Source organism: Pseudonocardia xinjiangensis (assembly GCF_012911925.1).
Taxonomy (GTDB): domain Bacteria; phylum Actinomycetota; class Actinomycetes; order Mycobacteriales; family Pseudonocardiaceae; genus Pseudonocardia; species Pseudonocardia xinjiangensis.
On sequence record NZ_JAAXKY010000108.1, the window covers coordinates 1 to 18,132 of the forward strand.

At 72.8% G+C, this 18,132-nt stretch carries 18 protein-coding genes; 9 read left to right on the plus strand and 9 right to left on the minus strand.

The features are described 5' to 3' along the window. On the minus strand, positions 1-606 hold a 606-nt coding region (locus tag HF577_RS26375; RefSeq protein ID WP_169398655.1), incomplete at its 3' end, for a Fic/DOC family protein. Beyond that, positions 603-926 carry an antitoxin VbhA family protein gene (locus HF577_RS37635; RefSeq protein ID WP_211174858.1) on the minus strand — a complete coding sequence of 108 codons (324 nt, stop codon included), beginning with the start codon at positions 924-926 and terminating at the stop codon, positions 603-605. The genes HF577_RS37635 and HF577_RS26375, both read right to left, overlap by 4 nt. 268 nt (positions 927-1,194) lie before the next feature. On the opposite strand from HF577_RS37635, the gene HF577_RS26385 reads away from it, so the two are divergent. The 3 genes from HF577_RS26385 to HF577_RS26395 are packed head-to-tail and all read left to right on the plus strand — an operon-like array spanning position 1,195 to position 4,238. Further along, positions 1,195-2,064: a carbohydrate ABC transporter permease gene (locus HF577_RS26385; protein ID WP_169398656.1), complete on the plus strand. Its 870-nt coding sequence runs from the start codon at positions 1,195-1,197 to the stop codon at positions 2,062-2,064. A gap of 7 nt (positions 2,065-2,071) precedes the next feature. Then, positions 2,072-2,902, plus strand: a complete 831-nt coding sequence (locus tag HF577_RS26390; RefSeq protein ID WP_211174859.1) for a carbohydrate ABC transporter permease — start codon at positions 2,072-2,074, stop codon at positions 2,900-2,902. A gap of 19 nt (positions 2,903-2,921) precedes the next feature. Next, a complete protein-coding gene (locus HF577_RS26395; RefSeq protein WP_169398657.1) occupies positions 2,922-4,238 on the plus strand; it encodes an ABC transporter substrate-binding protein in 1,317 nt (438 codons plus the stop codon). 57 nt (positions 4,239-4,295) lie between these two features. On the opposite strand, the gene HF577_RS26400 is transcribed toward HF577_RS26395, so the two are convergent. Then, on the minus strand, positions 4,296-4,874 hold the full coding sequence (locus tag HF577_RS26400) for a MarR family winged helix-turn-helix transcriptional regulator (protein WP_169398658.1): 579 nt from the start codon (positions 4,872-4,874) through the stop codon (positions 4,296-4,298). Between the two features lie 252 nt (positions 4,875-5,126). On the opposite strand from HF577_RS26400, the gene HF577_RS39845 reads away from it, so the two are divergent. The 4 genes from HF577_RS39845 to HF577_RS26420 all read left to right on the plus strand — a co-directional run bounded on the left by HF577_RS39845 (position 5,127) and on the right by HF577_RS26420 (position 9,601). Beyond that, positions 5,127-5,735 carry a TetR/AcrR family transcriptional regulator gene (locus HF577_RS39845; protein ID WP_169398659.1) on the plus strand — a complete coding sequence of 203 codons (609 nt, stop codon included), beginning with the start codon at positions 5,127-5,129 and terminating at the stop codon, positions 5,733-5,735. A gap of 164 nt (positions 5,736-5,899) precedes the next feature. Beyond that, positions 5,900-7,519, plus strand: coding sequence for an AMP-binding protein (locus HF577_RS26410; RefSeq protein WP_211174860.1), 1,620 nt, complete (start codon positions 5,900-5,902; stop codon positions 7,517-7,519). A 50-nt stretch (positions 7,520-7,569) separates the two neighbouring features. After that, the gene (locus HF577_RS26415; protein WP_211174861.1) at positions 7,570-8,529 is read left to right on the plus strand and encodes a LysR family transcriptional regulator; all 960 of its coding nucleotides are present in this window, start codon (positions 7,570-7,572) and stop codon (positions 8,527-8,529) included. Between the two features lie 67 nt (positions 8,530-8,596). Continuing rightward, complete coding sequence (locus HF577_RS26420) at positions 8,597-9,601, plus strand: DUF2278 family protein (protein ID WP_169398660.1); 1,005 nt, start codon at positions 8,597-8,599, stop codon at positions 9,599-9,601. Positions 9,602-9,604: 3 nt separating this feature from the next. On the opposite strand, the gene HF577_RS26425 is transcribed toward HF577_RS26420, so the two are convergent. Continuing rightward, entirely contained in the window at positions 9,605-10,753 is a 1,149-nt protein-coding gene (locus tag HF577_RS26425; RefSeq protein WP_169398661.1) for an NAD(P)/FAD-dependent oxidoreductase, read from the minus strand. 52 nt (positions 10,754-10,805) lie between these two features. Continuing rightward, positions 10,806-12,074, minus strand: a complete 1,269-nt coding sequence (locus HF577_RS26430; protein WP_169398662.1) for a wax ester/triacylglycerol synthase domain-containing protein — start codon at positions 12,072-12,074, stop codon at positions 10,806-10,808. 135 nt (positions 12,075-12,209) lie between these two features. On the opposite strand from HF577_RS26430, the gene HF577_RS26435 reads away from it, so the two are divergent. Then, the gene (locus HF577_RS26435; protein WP_169398663.1) at positions 12,210-12,551 is read left to right on the plus strand and encodes a TFIIB-type zinc ribbon-containing protein; all 342 of its coding nucleotides are present in this window, start codon (positions 12,210-12,212) and stop codon (positions 12,549-12,551) included. 17 nt (positions 12,552-12,568) lie between these two features. Further along, positions 12,569-13,210: an AAA family ATPase gene (locus HF577_RS26440; RefSeq protein ID WP_312859398.1), complete on the plus strand. Its 642-nt coding sequence runs from the start codon at positions 12,569-12,571 to the stop codon at positions 13,208-13,210. Here the strand turns inward: HF577_RS26440 and HF577_RS26445 are convergent. From HF577_RS26445 to HF577_RS26460, 4 genes are all read right to left on the minus strand, one after another. Further along, positions 13,207-14,448 carry a glycosyltransferase gene (locus tag HF577_RS26445; RefSeq protein WP_169398664.1) on the minus strand — a complete coding sequence of 414 codons (1,242 nt, stop codon included), beginning with the start codon at positions 14,446-14,448 and terminating at the stop codon, positions 13,207-13,209. The two genes, HF577_RS26440 and HF577_RS26445, sit on opposite strands and share 4 nt — an antisense overlap. Positions 14,449-14,474: 26 nt before the next feature. Continuing rightward, a complete protein-coding gene (locus tag HF577_RS26450; RefSeq protein WP_169398665.1) occupies positions 14,475-16,067 on the minus strand; it encodes an LLM class flavin-dependent oxidoreductase in 1,593 nt (530 codons plus the stop codon). A gap of 123 nt (positions 16,068-16,190) precedes the next feature. Further along, positions 16,191-17,051: a dioxygenase family protein gene (locus HF577_RS26455; protein WP_169398666.1), complete on the minus strand. Its 861-nt coding sequence runs from the start codon at positions 17,049-17,051 to the stop codon at positions 16,191-16,193. Between the two features lies 1 nt (position 17,052). Next, a complete protein-coding gene (locus tag HF577_RS26460; protein ID WP_169398667.1) occupies positions 17,053-18,096 on the minus strand; it encodes a uroporphyrinogen decarboxylase family protein in 1,044 nt (347 codons plus the stop codon). Between the last annotated feature and the right edge of the window lie 36 nt (positions 18,097-18,132).

Genomic DNA, 18,132 nt, shown 5'->3' on the forward strand with positions numbered 1-18,132 from the left:
CGGTGGTGGGGGTGGGTCCGTCACCGGGCCGGCGGGGCCGACCACCAGCTGGTCGAGCAGCTCGCGCAGGGGCCCGGTGTCGCCGCGGAGCGCGGCCGCCGATGCCGCCACGTTGGCCGCCGGGTCCATCAGCGCCCAGCGGGTGCGGTACCCGGCGTCGCGGGCGAGCTGGGCGACGAAGGCGCGCTGCGTGCGACCGTTGCCCTCGCGGAACGGGTGCAGGAAGTTGATCCCGGCCAGCAGCTCCGCGAGGCGGCCGACGAAGGTGTCCCGGTCCAGTCCGCGCAGGTGGTGGTCGCGGGCGAGCCGCCCGAACAGCTCCTCCGCGAACGGGACGAGCCGCTGCGGCAGGCAGAACAGGCCGCCGCGCCCGATCGAGACGGTGCGCAGCTCGCCCGCCCAGTCGTACACGTCGCCGAAGATCACGTGGTGGAAGGACCGCAGGTGCTCGAGGTCGTAGCGTCCCGGCAGGTGGCCGCGCTGCAGGTCGTAGAGCCGCGACGCCGTCAGGGCTGCCTCGGCCCTCGCCAGCTCCTCACGGTCGCCGATCCCGAGGCGGTTGCGCAGGACCCCGGTGTCCAGATCGAGGTACGGGTCCCAGCTCACTGCGGATAGCGCGCCAACACCTGCTCGCGGAGCTCATCGGTACTCATGGCGCCCGCGGCCAGGGCGGTGAACATCCCCAGCACCTCGGGGCCGGGCTCGAGGCCCTCGGCCCGGACCGATGCCAGCGCCTCGGTCACCGCGTCACGCCGCTCGGCGGCCGCCACCAGCTCCTCGTACTGGGAGACGGACATGACCACCGCCTCCGGCCTGCGGTGGGCACCCACGAAGACGGGCCCGTTGCCCGGGCTCTGGACACGTTTGAGAGTGGCGGCGAGGCCGGCGCGGAACTCCCGGAACGACAGGACTTCCGGCGGCCGCATAGCCAGAAGGTACACGAATGCGTACGCGTGCCGGGCGGACCAGCTCCCGCCGGCGGATTGCAGCAAAGCCACTTTGCTGCAATCCGCTTGCGTCAACGTGGCTTTGCTGCAACGGGGTGGGGGTGGTTCTTGACATCCGCGGTGGGACGATCTTGACTCCGGGGATCCGGCTCCGGTGACGACTCAGCTCGGGGGACGACAGTGACGGCAGGACAGGGTGGGCCGGCGGGATGGGCGCACGGGGAAGCCGGCTGAACGGACCGTCGGCATGAGATCGCGCGACACCCGCACGGCCTACCTGCTGCTCGCACCGAGCCTGTTCGGCGTGGCGGCGTTCCTGGTGCTGCCGATCCTGGTCGTGGTGTGGCTGGCCCTGCAGCGCTGGGACCTGATCGGCCCCCGCACGTTCGTCGGCCTCGACAACGTGGTGGCCGTGGCGCAGGACGGCCGGTTCGCCCGGTCGCTGCTCGTCACCGCCGTGTTCGTGGCGATCGTGATCCCGGCGCAGACCGTGTTGGGGCTCGGCGCGGCACTGCTGCTCAACCGGGGCCTGCGCGGCTCGGCGGTCTTCCGGGTGCTGTACGTGCTGCCGTGGATCTGCGCGCCGCTCGCGCTCGGGGTGGTGTGGCGCTGGATCCTCGCCCCCACCGACGGCGCGCTGAACGCCCTGATCGGGCACCGCATCGAGTGGCTGAGCGACCCGGTGCTCGCGCTGCCCTCCGTCGCGGCCGTCACGGTGTGGACGCAGGTCGGGTACGTCGCCCTGTTCTTCGTCGCCGGGCTGCGCGCGATCCCGTCGACGCTGCTGGAGGCCGCCCTGCTCGACGGCGCGGGGCCGTGGCAGACGTTCCGGCTGATCACCCTGCCGCTGTTGCGTCCCACGCTGTTCTTCGTGCTGGTCACCGGCGTGATCTCGACCTTCCAGGTCTTCGACTCGGTCTACGCGCTCACCCCGAAGGGCGGCCCGCAGGGGGTCACCGACGTCGTCGCCGGCCGGATCTACTACGAGGCGTTCGAGTCCCGCGCCGTCGGGCAGGCGGCGGTGATGGCCGTGGTGCTGTTCGTACTGCTGGTGGCGATCACCCTCGTGCAGCAGCGGTGGTTCTCCCGCCGCACGACCTACGACCTGTCGACGTGAGCGCCCCGTGACCGTGCCCCGGATCCTCCGCAACGGAGCCGCCTACCTGCTGCTCGTCCTCGGGGCGGTACTCACGCTGGCCCCGTTCCTGCTCAGCCTGATGACGGCGCTCAAGACCCCGCTGCAGTTCGCGTCCCAGCAGGTGCTGGCCCCGCCGGCCCCGCCGACGGTCGCGAACTTCGGCGAGCTGTTCGGTGGCCGCTACGACTTCGTGTCGCCGATCGTGGTGACCGCGCAGGTCGTGGCCGTGATCCTGATCGGACAGCTGCTCTTCTCGGTGTTCGCCGCCTACGCGTTCGCCCGGCTGCGTTTCCCCGGGCGCGACGCGCTGTTCTGGGTGTACCTAGCCACGTTGATGGTGCCCCAGGCCGTCACGATCATCCCGCTGTACGCGGTGTTCGCCGATCTCGGACTGCGCAACACGTTCTGGGCGCTGGTGCTGCCCCAGCTCTTCGGCTCGCCCTACGCGATCTTCCTGCTGCGCGAGTACTTCCGCACCATCCCCGCCGACCTGCTCGACGCCGCGAAGCTCGACGGCGCGGGCACGCTGCGCACCGTGGCGCACGTCGTGGTCCCGATCAGCAGGCCGATCCTCGCGACGCTGGCGATCATCACCGTGGTCACCCACTGGAACAGCTTCCTGTGGCCGCTGGTGATCACCACCGGCCGGCAGTGGCAGGTGCTGACGGTGGCCACCGCGAGCCTGCAGTCGCAGTACAACGGCAACTGGACGATCGTCATGGCCGCCACCACCGTCGCGATCCTGCCGCTGCTGGTGCTGTTCCTGGCCTTCCAGCGCCATGTCATCCGCTCGATCACCCTCACCGGCTTCCGCTGAACACACAGGAGTGGCACCCATGAGACTGCGCCGGCTGGCCGCCGTGGCGGCCGCACTGTTCGTGCTGGCCGCCTGCTCACCCGCGGGCCCGGACGACCCACCCGCCGCGGACGGCGTCACCACGGTCTCGGTCCGGGTGTGGGACGACCAGGTCGCCGCGGCGTACGAGAAGTCGTTCGCGGAGTTCAGCAGGCAGAACCCGGACATCCGCGTGCAGGTGAACACCACGTCGTACGCCGACTACTTCACGGGTCTGACCCTCGACGTCGCCAGCGGCACCGCCGACGACATCTACTGGCTCAACGCGCTGTACTTCGGCGCGCTCGCCGACGGCGGCAAGCTGATCGACATCGGCAAGGCGCTGCCCGACGAGGTCGGCGGCTGGGTGCCGGCCGCGGTGCAGCAGTACACCCGCGGCGGGACGTTGTGGGGCGTGCCGGCGCTCACCGACGGGCGCATCGTCGTCTACTACAACAAGGCGATGGTCGAGGCGGCGGGCGTCGACCCGCAGAACCTGACGTGGAACCCCACCGACCCGGCGGCCGACACCTTCCTGCCCGCCGCGAAGAAGCTGACGCGGGACGCCGCCGGGCGCACCGCCGACCAGCCCGGCTTCGACCCCGGCACGGTCACGCAGTACGGCTTCAACGCCGGGCGCGACCTGCAGGCGATCTACTACAACTTCATCGGCGAGAACGGGGGCCGCTTCCAGGCCCCCGACGACACGTTCGCGTTCACCGAGCCCCGCAGCGAGCAGGCCTTCTCCTACCTGGTCGACCTGATCAACACCCACCACGTGGCCCCGCCGGCGTCCGCCACCAACACCAACTACGACTTCAGCCGCGACCAGTTCCTGCAGGGGAAGATGGCGCTGTTCCAGTCGGGCACCTACAACCTCAAGAACATCGACGACGGCGCCACCTTCGCGTGGGGCATCGCCCCGCTGGTCGCCGGGCCCGCCGGCCGCGTCAGCGTCGTGAACAGCGTCATCGCCGCGGGCAACGCCGACAGCCCGCGCCGCGACGCCATCCTGCTGGTGCTGCGCTGGCTCGGCTCGGAGCAGGGAGCCTCGTTCGTCGGCGGGGAGGGCGCCGCCCTCCCCGCCGTGACCGCGGCTCAGCAGGGCTACAGCGACTACTGGGCCGGACGCGGCGTCGACACCCGGTACTTCGGCGCCGCAGGGGGCACCGACACCATCCCCGCGCCCTCCGGACCCAAGTTCGGCGCGGGTTCGACCGCGTTCGAGCCGATCTTCAACGACGTGTTCGCCGGGCGGGTGCCGGTGGCGGAGGGGTTACGGGCGGCCCAGGACGCCGGGAACGCCGCGTTGCGCTGACGGGGCGCACGCAGGACCGCGAGCGCTGATCCCCGGCCCGCGACGCGGGGCCGGTGGTCAGTGCACTCCCTCGGGCGCCGGGCCGGCCAGGCTCTGCGCCGCCGCGCCCTCCATCGCTGCGGCCCCCTCCATCACGGCCTGGAGCCGGGCGAGCATGTCGAGGACCTCGTGCTTCTGCTCGGCGCTCAGCCGTTCGAGCCCCACGAACGACGTGGACATCTCCTTCATCGCGGCCTCGGCGACCGCGCGCCCCGCCGGTTCGAGCCGGACGAGCAGGCCGCGCAGCTTCTCCGGGTCGGGCATGCGGGCCACCAGGCCCACCTCGACGAGCCGGTCGACCTGCTTGCTGACCGCACCCGAGGTGATCAGCAGGAGCCGGAACAGCTCCGTGGGGCTCACCGCGTACGGAGGGCCTCCACGGCGCAGCGCCAGCAGCACCCTCAGATCGCCGGGACCCAGGCCGTGGCTACGGGCGATCGCGACGACCGCGCGTTCCACGTGCTGGGCCAGCCGCTGCAGAGTGACCGCGACCGTGGCCGAGGTGACATCGAGGCCGCCGAGCTCGGCGGACCACAGTTCGGCCATCCGGCGCGGATCGGGACCGGCGGGATAGAGCTGCGCTCCGTCGGCGGGCATCAGGACCGCCGCCGAGATGTCCGAGATTGCGCACGGCACACCAGTGTTTCGCCCCCCAGCTTCACTCACACATTCTATCGCCGCCCGCTGCCCTCTCCCTTTCGGATCATATGTCCGTATTCGTCGGAGCCGTCGGGATAGGACCCGGGATTCATTTCCTGGAATGTCCCGCGATGGGTGGTTGCGGGCGGCGCGGCCCGACGATGCCCGTCACGTGATGTCCCATCTGGCCGCCGCGGTTACGTTCGGGTGGTGACAACCACGCCGCAGGACCGGAGCCGGCCGCCTCGCGAGTCCGCCGACCTTCGCGCGGCCACGCTCGACGCCGCGGCCGCCCTGTTCGCGGCGGAGGGCCTCAGCGGGCTCGTCGTACGCCGGATCGCCGCCGCTGCCGGATGCTCGACGATGGCCGTCTACCACTACTTCGACGGCAAGCAGGGGCTGCTCGAAGCGCTGTACCTCGAGGGACACCGGCGCCTGAGCGACGCTCAGCACAGCTGGCAGTTCACCGACGACCCCGAGGCGGACGTCCGCAACACCTGCCTCGCCTACCGCGAGGTCGCGCTCGCCCATCCCGGTTACTTCCAGGTGATGTTCGGCCACCAGCCGCCCGGGATCCCCCGGCCGTCCGGGGAGATCCGCGCACGGGCTCGCGAGAACTACGCGCGGTTCATCACAGTGGTGCGCCGCTGGGGGGAACAGCACCCGCTCGTCACGGACGCCGAGTCCGCCGCGCACGTCCTGTGGGCGACCGGGCACGGGCTCGTGATGCTCGAACTGACCGGCAACGCCCCCCGCGCCGACCTCGCCGCGCGGTATGCCCTCGGCGTCGATGTCGCGATGCGCGGCCTGCAGCAGTAGTTCACGGGCCTCGGCCACGCCGTGCTATAACGTTTGTTATGGCGGTGGCCCGAGGGGTCTCGGCGAGTCCGCAGCCACGCACAATGTCCATTTCGTGCTTTTCCCAGGAATGGCGGCGGGCGACCGGGGGGTCCGCCCGCGGCCATCGGCGACGAGGAGTTGACGTGGGTGGGAAGGGGCTGTCGGCGGGGATGTCGTACGCGCGGGGCGAGCAGGACGATCCGCTCCGCGAGCTGACCGTCGGCGCAGCGCTCGACCTGGCGGCCGCCGACTGGGGACCGCGAACCGCACTCGTCGAGTTCGGCCCGGACACCGCCGGGCGCCGATGGACGTTCGACCAGCTGCGGCAGGAGGCGCACCAGGTGGCCCGCGCGATGCTGGAGCGCTTCCGTCCGGGCGAGCACGTCGCCGTGTGGGCGGCGAACCGCCCGGAGTGGGTGCTGCTGGAGATGGGCGCCGCGTACGCGGGCCTCACCCTCGTGACGGTCAACCCGGCCTACCAGGTGGGCGAGCTGGCGCACGTGCTCGGCCAGTCCCGCTGCGACGGGGTGTTCGTGCAGGACACCTACCGCGGCCGCGACCTGCTGCCGGTCGTCGAGGAGGCCCGCCCGGGGCTCCGCGAGCTGCGTGAGGTCGTCGCCCTCTCGGGCTGGGACGAGTTCCTGGCGTCCGGCGACGGGGCAAGGGAGCTGCCGTCCGTGGACCCCGGCGACATCGCCCAGATCCAGTACACGTCCGGCACCACGGGCACCCCCAAGGGCGCCCAGCTCACCCACCGGGGCCTGGTCAACGTCGGCCGGTACTACGCCGTGGTGAACGGCGCAGGCCCCGACGACGTCTGGGTCAACCCGATGCCGATGTTCCACACCGCGGGCTGCGGGCTCGCGACACTCGGGGCGCTGCAGACCGGCGGCATGCACGTCCTCCCCCCGGGATTCGACGCCGGGGTCATGTTGGACGCCTTCGCGTCCGCGCGCGGCACGATCCTGCTCAGCGTGCCGACGATGCTGATCCGGATGCTCGACGAGCAGTCGGCGCGGCCGCGGGACCTGTCGAGCTGGCGGTTGTCGACCCTCGGCGGCGCACCGGTCCCGCCGGAGCTGGTGCGCCGGGCGGAGCGGGAGCTGGATGTCGCCGTGACCATCGGCTTCGGCCAGACCGAGGCCTCGCCCTACATCACCCACACGCTGCCCCACGACCCGAATCCGGAGTGGATCACCACGGTGGGGCGCCCGCTGCCCCATTGCGAGGTCCGCATCAGCGATCCGGCGAGTGGTGCGCCGGTGGCGCTCGGTGCCGTCGGTGAGGTCTGCGCGCGTGGGTACGGGGTCATGAGGGGCTACTTCGACGCCCCGGAGGCCACTGCCGCCGCCCTGGACGCCGACGGCTGGCTGCACACCGGCGATCTCGGCAGCATGGACGGTCTCGGCTACCTCCGCATCGAGGGCCGGCTGAAGGACATGATCATCCGCGGCGGGGAGAACATCTACCCGCGGGAGATCGAGGATCTCCTGTTCACCCATCCGCAGGTCGCCGACGTGTCGGTGGTCGGCCTCCCCGACCCGGAGATGGGCGAGACGGTGGCCGCCTTCGTGCGCCCCACCCCGGGTTCGGACCCGAGTGCCGACGAGCTGGCGGCGTTCTGCCGGCGCAGCCTCGCCGCGTACAAGACACCGCGGGTGTGGCGGTTCCTGGAGACCTTCCCGCAGACCTCGTCCGGCAAGATCCAGAAGTTCGTGCTCCAGGAGCGCTACCTGGCGGACCTGGCGACCGACCAGCACTGATCCCGTCCCGCCGGAGGCGCCGCAGGGGCGACGCCTCATAGGATGAGGTTATGACCCTGCCGTCCCGGGTCGCGGATCTCGGGGCCTTCGACCTGCTCATCTCGGTGGCCGAGACGGGCAGCATCGGCCAGGCCGCCCGCCGGCACGGGATCTCCCAGCCCGCGGTGAGCGCACGCCTGCGGGCACTGGAGGCCACGCTCGGGGTGACGCTGCTCGAACGCTCACCACGCGGCGCGCGGCTCACCCCGGCGGGCTCGCTGGTGGTCGACTGGGCCCGCCCCGCGATCGACGCCGCACACGCCCTGGACGCCGGGCTCGCCGCGCTGCGGGTGCAGAAGGAGTCCCGGCTGAGCGTCACGGCGAGCCTGACCGTCGCGGAGTACCTGCTCCCCGGCTGGCTGGCCGCGTTCCGGGCACAGCACCCCGCCACCAGCGTCCGGCTCACCTCCCACAACTCCGCCGACACGGCCGCGGACGTCCGCAGCGGCGCCGCCGACGTCGGGTTCGTGGAGGGTCCGGACACTCCCCCCGGGCTCGACGCATTGACCGTCGCCCACGACCAGCTCGTCCTGGTGGTCGGCACCGGCCACCCGTGGGCACGGCGCCGCGCGGTCGACCCCGCGCGGCTCGCCTCCATCCCGCTGGTCTCGCGGGAACAGGGCTCGGGCACCCGTACCTACCTCGAGCAGCAGCTCGCCGCGGCCGGGCACGGGCCGCTCACCGCCCCCATCCTCGAGCTGTCCTCCACCACCGCCATCAAGAACGCCGTCATCAGCGGGATCGGCCCCGCGGTGCTCAGCTCGCTGGCCGTCACCACCGAGCTGGCCGCGGGCACGCTGGTCGCCGTACCGATCCGACAGCTGGACCTGCGGCGCGCGCTGCGCGCGATCTGGCCGGCTCACCAGCGGCTCGACGGCCCCGCCCGCGACCTCGTCCGCACCGCGGCCCACCACGCGTCCCAGCCGTCCGCCATCGGGTGGCGGAGGCCGCCCGCCACCACCGGCTCCTGACGGGCATGATCGGGAGGAGCGGCCGGCGGACCCGCCGGTACCGGCTCGACGGAACGGGGGGACTGCGGTGCCGTTGACGTCCTACGGCGTGGTGGCGGGACGGGTGGTGGACACGCGCCGGGAAGGCTCGTCGGACTCCCCGCACTACCAGATCCACCTCGTCGACGACGCGGGAACGCACTACCGGGCGGCGGTGAACGTGGAGTCCGCGCAGGCGCCCTCCGAGCTGCGCTATCTCGTCGTGGACGACTTCCGCCATCCGGTCACCGCCGCGCTGCCGGCGCCCGGATCGGGCTGGACGGCACTGCCGTCGGGCCCCGGCGGGGCGAACCTCGACTACATCCGCGGCAACCTGTTCGACCCGGCGGCCATGCGGCTGCTGCCCCCGGATGTCACCGGCCCGGACAACGACCTCGCCGACCTCCTCGACCATTACGTCCTGCGCGCCCGGGCCGACGCGCAGGCCGCGGCGTACGTGTTCGGGGAACGGTGGGGCCCGGAGGGCACAGCCGACCAGGTGTTCGGGTTCCGGCCCGGCAACGGCGTGCACGACGTCCACATGAACCAGGGCAACAGCGGGTCGTTCGTGCGCGACGACGGGGTGTGGCAGGACGGGGGGCTGCTCCTGCACCTCGCTGCGGAGTCCCGGTGGGTGGCGATCTTCCTGGCCTTCCAGAGCCAGGCGTGGCACACCGACGACACCACCGGCCACACCCTCCCGGGCACCGAGCCACACCCCACGGTCGGGGGCGCCCCGGCCCGGATCGTCGCGGCGCTGGTGAACCCGGTGGGTCCCGCACCGGAGGCGGAGACCGTCACCCTGATCAACGCCTCCCCCTCCCCCGTCGACGTCACGGGCTGGCGGCTCGCCGACCGGTCGCAACGCACCTGCCCGGTGCCGGCCGGGATGCTCGCCGCCGGCGCCACCCTCGTGGTCGCGACCACCGACGGGGTCACCCTGGGCAACGGCGGCGGCACGATCACCCTGCTCGACGCGCAGGGCCTGAAGGTGGACGGGGTCTCCTACACCGCGGAGCAGGCAGGCGACGAGGGCTGGACCCTCGTCTTCTGACCGTCACTGCTCGCCGGGCTGCCGCGCCGGTTGCGCGACTGCCCCGGCGCCGTCACGGAACCGGCCCGGGCGGAACGGGGTGAGCAACGCCGACTCCTCGCCGAACACCTCGTCCGCGACGAGCCGCCGCAGCAGCGGGGCGAGGGTGATCCCGCTGTGGGTGGCCACCACGTAGAACCAGGCGTCGCGGTCGGAGAAGCCCGCGACCGTCAGCCCGTCGGCCGGCAGCACCCGCTGCCCGATCCGCAGGGCCGCCATCGGCACGCCCGCGGTGGCGGGCAGCACCTCCGCCAGCCGGACGAGCAGCTCGGCGGCGACAGCGCCGTCGACAGGCCGGCCCGGATCGGCCCGCGCGTCGAGGTCCAGCCCTTGGAGCAGCAGCCGGCCACCGCCCTCGGGGCGAACGCCCAGGCGCGACCCGGTGAGCACCCGCGACAGCCGGACCGCCACCGGCTCGGTGGTGGCCAGGAAACCCACCGCCGCCGAGCCCGCTCGGTTCGCGTCGACCAGCGGCACGTCGATCCCGGCCCACCGGGCCATGCCGTCCGTCCGCCGTCCGCTGCAGCTCACGACGACGTCGGCCGGGTGACGGACGCCGTCGACGGAGGTGACCACCGCACCTGCCCCCGTGCGGTCGACACCGACGACCGCGCTGCCGGCGCGCACCTGGACGCCGCGGTCCCTTGCCTCGCCCAGCAGCCGGGCCAGCAGCACCAGGGGCAGCGCGTGCCCCTCCTCCGGGAAGAACGCGTAGTCGGCGTCGTCGCCGGGCACCGCCAGGTCCGGTTCCAGCTCCTGGGCCTGCCTCGCGGTCAGCCACCGCGCCGGATAGTCCCGGCCGTGCAACCGCTCCATCCGCGCGGCGAGCGCCGAGCGATGCCGGTCGGTGACCGCCCACTCGAGGTTCCCCGTGGGAAAGAACCAGGGTGCCCGCTCCCCGGCGAACGCGTGGTGCGCGCGCACCCCGGCGTGGTTGAGCGCGTGGTAGTGCTCGGGCTCCTTGTTGGCCGAGTTCACCCACGCGAAGGACGTGCCCGTGGTGCCCGCTCCGGGCCGGACGGCCTCCAGCACGGTGACCTCGGCCCCCCGCTCGGCCAGTCCCACGGCTACGGCCGCCCCCACCACACCGGCCCCGATCACCACGACCCGCACGTCACTCCCCAACTGCCGTCCGCGCCTCAGGACACCTGCATACCGCGCCGGGTCACCGGTCGGCGACCAGCCCGGCCGCCTCGGCCACGGTCCGGGCCTCCTGCTCGATGGCTGCGGCCAGCACGTCCAGGTCGCCGATCACCCCGCGGTCGGCGCAGAGCCCGAAGCACAGCCGGTCGCCGACCGAGACGACCGCGGCACGCAGCGCGTGCCGCTCCCCCACCTCCGCGATGGAGTGGATCGCCTCGACGTCCACGCCGAGCACGCTGACCTGCTGCCTCGGGCCGGGCACGTTGGAGACGTTGAGCGCGAACGCGCGGGGGGCGGCCTGCAGGTCGGAGCACCAGCGCCGCAGCCGCGGCGAGGCCCGGCCCAGCCGGTCGAGCAGCTCGGCCATCTCCTGCGCGTCGTGGCGCGACTTGCGCAACGCCGTCTCGCGGCGGACCGCGACGAGCCGGGCGACCGGATCCGGCTCGTCCAGCGGCAGGCTCACGCAGAAGTAGGAGTCGCGGTTGCCGGTCGGCTCGCGCTCGTTGTGCAGGCTGACGGGCACCCGCACGCGGACCGGATGGAGGGGACCGTGCCGGTGCACGATCCAGGTGCGCAACGCCCCCGCCATCACGGCCAGCACCGCGTCGTTCACCGTGGCGCCGGCCAGTGAGCGGGCCGACGTGCGCAGCCGGCCGAGCGAGGTCATCGCGAACGCGACGCCGCGGTCGGGCCCGATCGGCAGGTCGAACGGTGAGCGGCGGGTGCTGGGCAGGAACTCGCGTTCGAGGAAGCCCGCCAGGTGGTGGCGGCGCCGGGCGTCGTCGGCGGCTTGCGTGCGGGCCGCGGGCCGGGCGCCGGGCGGCCCGCCGGCGCGGCTGTCCCACAGGACGGTGCGCGCCAGCCGCATGGCCGTGGTCCCGTCGGCCAGTGCGTGGTGCAGCCGCCAGACCAGTGCCGTGCCTCCCCCGGCCAGTGGGCCGAGCAGATCCATCCGCCACAGCGGCCTGCGCCGGTCCAGGTGCTGCTCGAACAGGCGGGCCACCTCGTTGCCCAGCGCGACGTCGTCGAGCTCCGCGGTCGAACGGGCTTCCGCGATGTGGTCCCGGACGTCGAACGCCGGGTCGACGTGCCACTCCGGCCGGTCCGGCGGCCCGCCCAGCCGCCAGGTCAGCCGGGGCGCGCCGGCCAGCCGACGACCGACGGCGGCCCGCAGCCCGGCGGCCGTGGCCTCTCCCGGCCCGAGCCGGATGACCTTGCACGTGTGGCCCACTACGGTGGGGCCCTCCAGCGCGAGGATCGCCCGGTCCTCGGCCGTCAGCGGCACCGTCATCCGCACACTGTGCCCCCGGGACACCCCGTGAGCACTGTGGAGCCCTGCTGCTGATCGAGGACCGTCCGGATGTGCACATCGGAGCCGAGGTGCGAGGAGGACCACTGGAGATCAGTTTGCCCGTAGGATGGCGGGGTGATTTGTCCCAAGTGTCGGAACGTCATGCATACCGTCGACCGGCGAGGCGTGCACATCGAGCAGTGCCAGGGCTGTCGGGGGATCTTCCTCGACCGCGGGGAGCTCGAGCAGATCGCCAACGCCGAGCAGAGCTACTACGGCCCGCCGGGAGCGCCGGCAGGCCGCTTCTCCGACTCCCCACCGCCCTACGGGCGCCGCGGGCATGACGACCACGGGTACGACCCGCGGCACCAGGGCGGCCACTACCGCGACTCGCCGCCCCCGTACGGCGGCCACAAGGGCGGTCACCAGGGTGGCCACAAGCGCCGCAAGGGCTTCCTCGAGGAGCTGTTCGACTGATCGGCGAGCCCGTCCCTGTGGACCTGCAGATCTGTGTCGGCTGCGGCGACCGGTTCGACCGGCCGGTGGTCGCGGCCGACGGGCCGGTCCTGGTGTGCGCCCGTTGCGGTCATCGGCAGCCGTTCCGGCGGCTGCCGATGTTCGCCCTCACCGGTCCCAGCGGAGCGGGGAAGTCCACGATCGCGCGGCTGCTCACCCCCGCGCTCGGCGACGTGGCCGTCGTGGTCGAGCAGGACGTCCTGTGGACGGGCGGCCTGCAGGACCCTGCTGACGACTTCCGGGCGTTCCGCTCCACCTGGCTGCGGATGGCCGCGATGATCCACCAGAGTGGACGGCCGGTGGTGCTGGTCGGCACGGTCGTCCCCGTCCAGCTCGAACGCCTGCCCGAGCGCGTGTTCGTCGGCGACATCCACTACCTCGCGCTGGTGGGTGCGCCGGAGGTGCTGCGCTCCCGGCTGCGGGACCGGCCGGCGTGGCGCGGCTGGGACGAGGAGCGCATCGCCGAGACCCTCGAGTTCAACGACTGGTTGCGCAGCAACGGTCCCACTCTGGAGCCACCCGTCGACCTGCTCGACACCACCACGCTCCCCTACGAGGACACGGTCCAGACGGTCGTGGACTGGGTGCGGAAGGGCTGCAGCGATCTGGGCCCGTCCTAGCCTCGCGCCACGGAGCTCAGGGCGTCCAGCACCCTGTCGGCTCCGTCCTCGGTCGCGATCGCCGCGGCCACCTCACGGGCCCGTCCGGCGAACGACTCCTCGGTCGTGACCTTGCGCAGGGAGTCGGCGAGCGCGCCTGCCTCGAGCCGGTGGAACGGCAGCGCGCCCGGGCTCACCCCGAGCCGGACGAGCCGCTGTGCCCAGAACGGCTGGTCCGCCGTCAGCGGGGTCGGGACGGCGGGCACCCCGGCGCGCAGCCCGGCCGCCGTGGTTCCGGCACCGCCGTGGTGGACGACGGCGGCCATCTGCGGGAAGAGCCAGTCGTGGGGTGTGTCGCCGATGACGAGGACGTCGTCGCCCGCTCCGGTGAGCCCGCCCCAGCCCTGCTGGAGCACCACCCGCAGGCCCGCGCGCCGCGCGGCCGTCAGGAACAGCCGGCCGAGCCGTTCGGTATCGCGTGGCGCCATGCTGCCGAGGCTGACGAACACCGGCGGCGGTCCGGCGGCGAGGAAGTCCACGAGGCGCGGCTCCGGTTCCCAGCCCGGTGACCGTTGCGGCCACCAGTAGCCGACGACGCGGCGATAGGGGGGCCAGTCCGCTGGAGTCCGGAGCACGGTGGGGCTGATCCCGTAGAACACCGGCCAGCGCTGCTCGTCGAGCCGGCGGAAGAAGGCGCCGGCGGTGGTCGGACGAAGCCCGAGACGGGCCCGCAGGTCGTTCACCGCACCGCGGAACGGCAGCATGCCCGCGGTGCGCACCGTGCGAGCGGCCGCGCGGTTGCCCCACCGGCCGAGCGACCGGGTGGTGACCGTCCACGGTGGGAACTCGCCGGTGGGATCCAGCGGCTGCAGGTACACCCCCGCACTCGGGATGCCCTTCCCTTCGGCGACGTGCTGCCCGAGGAAGCCCATGGCCGAGAGCATCAGGAAGTCCGCGCCCTCCGTCGCGGCCTCCGTCGCCTCGGCCATCGCCCCCCAGTGCCGCGCGTACATCCGCGCGAAACGGGCCATTGCGAGCGGCGACGTCCGGAGCACCTGCTGCCCCTGCGCCGAGCCGAGCTCGTCACGGACGTCCATCGGCAGCGGACGGAAGCCCAACCCGCGCTCCCGCACCATTGCCTCGAACGGCGCGTGCGCGGCGATCGCCACCTCGTGACCGGCGGTCTGCAGCCGCGTTCCGAGTCCGGTGTAGGGAGCGACATCACCCCACGTCCCCACCGCGACGATCACGATCCGCATCCGCGGATTCTGCCTCTGCCGCCCCGTCAGGAGAAGCCCAGCCGCGCGAGGGGCTCCACCAGCTCCCGTTCCTCGTACGACAGGTGCGACAGCAGGGTGTCGGTCAGCAGGTCGACGGCGGCGCGCAGCTCCTTCACCCCGTCCGGCCCGCTCACGAACGAGACGAGTGCGCGGTCGACTCCCTCGAGGACACCGTGGATGACCTGGTGCTCCTCCGCGAGCCGGTCGATCACCGGTTCGAGCCGGCGGTCGGCGCGCCGCAGGTGCGGGAACAGGCTCCGGTCCTCCAGCGTGTGGTGCACGGTGACGATCCGGCAGTACGACTCGCAGTACGTGCCGAGGGTCCAGTTGTTCTGGCGCATCGTCATGGTGTTGATGTGGGACCGCGCGGTGCCGGGATCCATGGTTCCGGCCGTCACCTGGTCCAGGAGGTCGTGCACCTGCCGCAGCTCGGCGCGCAGACCGTCGTGCACCTCGATCAGGTGCCGGCCCGCGGCCTGCTCGTGGGCCGTGTAGGTCCGGTCCGGATCGGGCGCGGGGCCGGTGGGGCGGGCCGACTCGTCCCAGACCCGTACGTCACTGCGGCGGGTGCCGTCGTCCGGAGTGGGGACGGCCCCCAGCCCGGAGCTCTGCACCCTGGTGCGCGGCGGGGCCACGACGGACGTGCGGGGCCGTTCCGCTCCGGTGTCGCCGGGCTGTTCCGCGGCGACGGCGGGCCCGGACGGCGCCGGGCGCCTTCGCTCGGCGCCGACGAGCTCCCGCACGGCGGGAGCCACCTCGGCGGCGAACCGCTGGATGACCTCGGGGTCGTCGCCCATGACGATGTAGGCGCTCATCCCGTGGGTCAGGGTCAGCTCCGCGAGCTGCTCGGCCCACACCGGCGCCGGCCCCTGCAGGAAGCCGGTGCCGCTGCCGGTGAAGTCACCGCCGATGTTGTAGAGCCGTCGGACGTCGGACGGCGAGCGTCCGGCGGCCACCGCGGCCTCGTCGATCGCCGCGTTCGCCGCGGGGAGGGCGTCCGGAGCGAGATAGGGGCTGCTCGGCAGCCAGCCGTCCGCCAGCCGGCCGGTCAGAGCGAGCATCCGCTCCTTGTAGGCCCCGAGCCAGATGCCCACGTCGTGCGCGGGCGCGGGACCGGGGTGGGCGCCCCACACCCGGTGGTGGGTCCCGTCCACCCGCACCGCGCCGCCGTCCACCGACCACATCGCCCGGATGATCTCGATGCCCTCCGCGAGGGCCCCGATGCTCTCCCCCGGGGTCAGCCGCGCGCCGCCCATCGCGGCGATCGCGTCCCGGAATGCGCCCGCGCCGAGCCCGAGCTCGACGCGGCCCCCGCTGAGAAGATCCAGCGAGGCCACGCTGCGCGCGAGCACTGCGGGCGGCCGCAACGGCAGGTTCGCCACGTTCGGCGCCACGCGCAGCGTCGTCGTGCTCGCGGCGATCACCGACAGCAGGGTCCACGTGTCCAGGAACCTGGCCTGGTACGGATGGTCCTGCACCGTCACCAGGTCGAGGCCGGCCTGCTCGGTGAGCCGGGCGAGCCCGACGACCCGGTCGGCCTGCTCGGCGGCGGGTGTCAGGAACGTGCCGAACAGCAGGTCGTGGCCATAGTCGGCCATGGGTCGCCTCGACTCTCCCGGGACGTGTCGTCACCGCGTCAGGTAGCTGGCTTACCAACAGATGATATGCCATCAAGACGAGTGGTGTAGCAGACGATTGCGCCCGGCAGTGCCGAGCCGGGATCAGCTGCTCGGCTGCAGCACGAACTGGTACTCGGCGGTCAGGAACGGAACCGCGGACTCTCCGCCGTCCGGGGTCGGGCCGGGCTCGTGCTTCGTGAAGGCGACGACGAGCTCCTGCTTCGTGCCGAACACCACGTCGCTGTCGAGGTACGGCGCACCCTCCTGGAACAGGTGCGTGATCAGGGGCTCGTAGCCGGGGACGTTGATGAGGAAGTGGACGTGCGCCGGGCGGAAGTGGCTGATGTCGGTGCGGGAGATCAGGTCACCCACCGGCCCGTCCATGGGGATGGCGTAGCCCAGCGGCGCGATGGTGCGCACGCAGTACGAGCCGTCCTCACGCGTGGTGTACTTCGCCCGCAGCCGCGCCTCGTCGACCTCGAGCTGCGCCTCGTAGGCGCCCTCGGTGTCGGCCTGCCACACGTCGAGCACGGCGTCGCCCACCGGCTTGCCGTCGAGGTCGCGGACGGTGCCGTGCACGTACAACGGTGTGCCCGGGATGCCCTCGGACATGTCGGCGCCGTACTCCAGCTCCGGGGACCCCTCGATGTGGAACGGGCCCAGCACGGTGGCGGGGGTGGCGGCCTCGTCGAAGTGGTGGTTCATCTGGACCACCAGCATCGACAGCCCCAGCACGTCGGAGGCGAGGATAAACTCCTCGCGCTTCTCGTCGCTGATCTGCCCGGTGCGGGTGAGCCACTGGATCGCGGCCATCCACTCGGCCTCGGTGAGCCGCACCTCGCGGGCGAAGTCGTGCAGGTGCCGGACCAGTGCGGTCATGATCTCGGCCGTACGCGGGTCGTGCGCGGTGCCCCAGCGCGTCGCGGCGAGCTCGGTGATGTTGTCCTCGGTGACCAGCTGCATGTCAGCGTCCCTCCTGGATCTCGCTGCGCAGGAGCGCGGCTGCGCCCGCCATTGCGCGCATCTTGCCTGCGGCGGAGTCCCGCGGCAGGTACTTCATCCCGCAGTCCGGGGCGATCACGAGCTGCTCCGGCGGCAGGTGGCGGAACGCCCCGCGGACGCGGCCGGCCACGACCTCCGGGGTCTCCACGTCGGGGGTCGACAGGTCGATCACCCCGAGGATGACGGTCTTGTCGGCGAGGTCGGCCAGCACGCCGAGGTCGAGCCCCGACTGCGCCGTCTCGATCGAGACCTGCCGCACCGGGGAACCGGCCAGCTCGGGCAGGAACGAGTACCCCTCCGGGCGCTCGTGGATGATCGCGGCGTAGCCGAAGCAGATGTGCACCGCGGTGGTGCCGGTGACGCCGTCGAGCGCAGCGTTCAGCGCGGCGAGGCCGTAGGCGCGGGCGGCGTCCGGGCGGGCCTGCATGTAGGGCTCGTCGATCTGCACGACGTCGGCGCCCGCCGCGAACAGGTCCTTGATCTCCGCGTTGACGGCGGCGGCGTAGCCCATCGCGGCCGACTCCAGGTCGGGGTAGTGGTCGTTCTGCGCCTGCTGGCTCATCGTGAACGGCCCGGGCACCGTGATCTTCACCGGCCGGTCCGTGTTGGCCCGGAGGAACTCCAGGTCGCGCACCTGCACGGGGTGGGGCCGGTGGATCGGCCCGGTGATCCGCGGCACGGGGTTGGGGTGCCCGCTGCGGTCCAGCGCCGTGCCCGGGTTGTCGACGTCCACGCCGTCCAGCGCCGTGGCGAAGTGGTTGGAGTAGCTCTCCCGGCGGATCTCCCCGTCGGTCAGCAGGTCGAGCCCCGCCCGCTCCTGCGCCCTGATGGCGAGCTCGGTGGCGTCGTCCTGGGCCTGGGCGAGCAGCGCGGGCTCCACCCGCCACAGCTCCTTCGCCCGTACCCGCGGCGGGAACCGGCCGGCGAGCTTGGCCCGGTCGATCAGCCAGTCCGGCTGGGCGTAGCTGCCGACCAGCGATGTCGGGAGCAGTGGCAGAGCGGTCACGGGGCCTCCGGGGCTCGGTGTCAGTGGTTCTCGGTG

Bases quoted from the DNA above. Each gene is read 5' to 3' on its own strand.
- HF577_RS26455 (WP_169398666.1), bottom strand. From the start codon at position 17,051: ATGCAGCTGGTCACCGAGGACAACATCACCGAGCTCGCCGCGACGCGC.
- HF577_RS26395 (WP_169398657.1), top strand. From the start codon at position 2,922: ATGAGACTGCGCCGGCTGGCCGCCGTGGCGGCCGCACTGTTCGTGCTG.
- HF577_RS26385 (WP_169398656.1), top strand. From the start codon at position 1,195: ATGAGATCGCGCGACACCCGCACGGCCTACCTGCTGCTCGCACCGAGC.
- HF577_RS26415 (WP_211174861.1), top strand. From the start codon at position 7,570: ATGACCCTGCCGTCCCGGGTCGCGGATCTCGGGGCCTTCGACCTGCTC.
- HF577_RS26400 (WP_169398658.1), bottom strand. From the start codon at position 4,874: ATGCCCGCCGACGGAGCGCAGCTCTATCCCGCCGGTCCCGATCCGCGC.
- HF577_RS26450 (WP_169398665.1), bottom strand. From the start codon at position 16,067: ATGGCCGACTATGGCCACGACCTGCTGTTCGGCACGTTCCTGACACCC.
- HF577_RS37635 (WP_211174858.1), bottom strand. From the start codon at position 926: ATGCGGCCGCCGGAAGTCCTGTCGTTCCGGGAGTTCCGCGCCGGCCTC.
- HF577_RS26430 (WP_169398662.1), bottom strand. From the start codon at position 12,074: ATGACGGTGCCGCTGACGGCCGAGGACCGGGCGATCCTCGCGCTGGAG.
- HF577_RS26445 (WP_169398664.1), bottom strand. From the start codon at position 14,448: ATGCGGATCGTGATCGTCGCGGTGGGGACGTGGGGTGATGTCGCTCCC.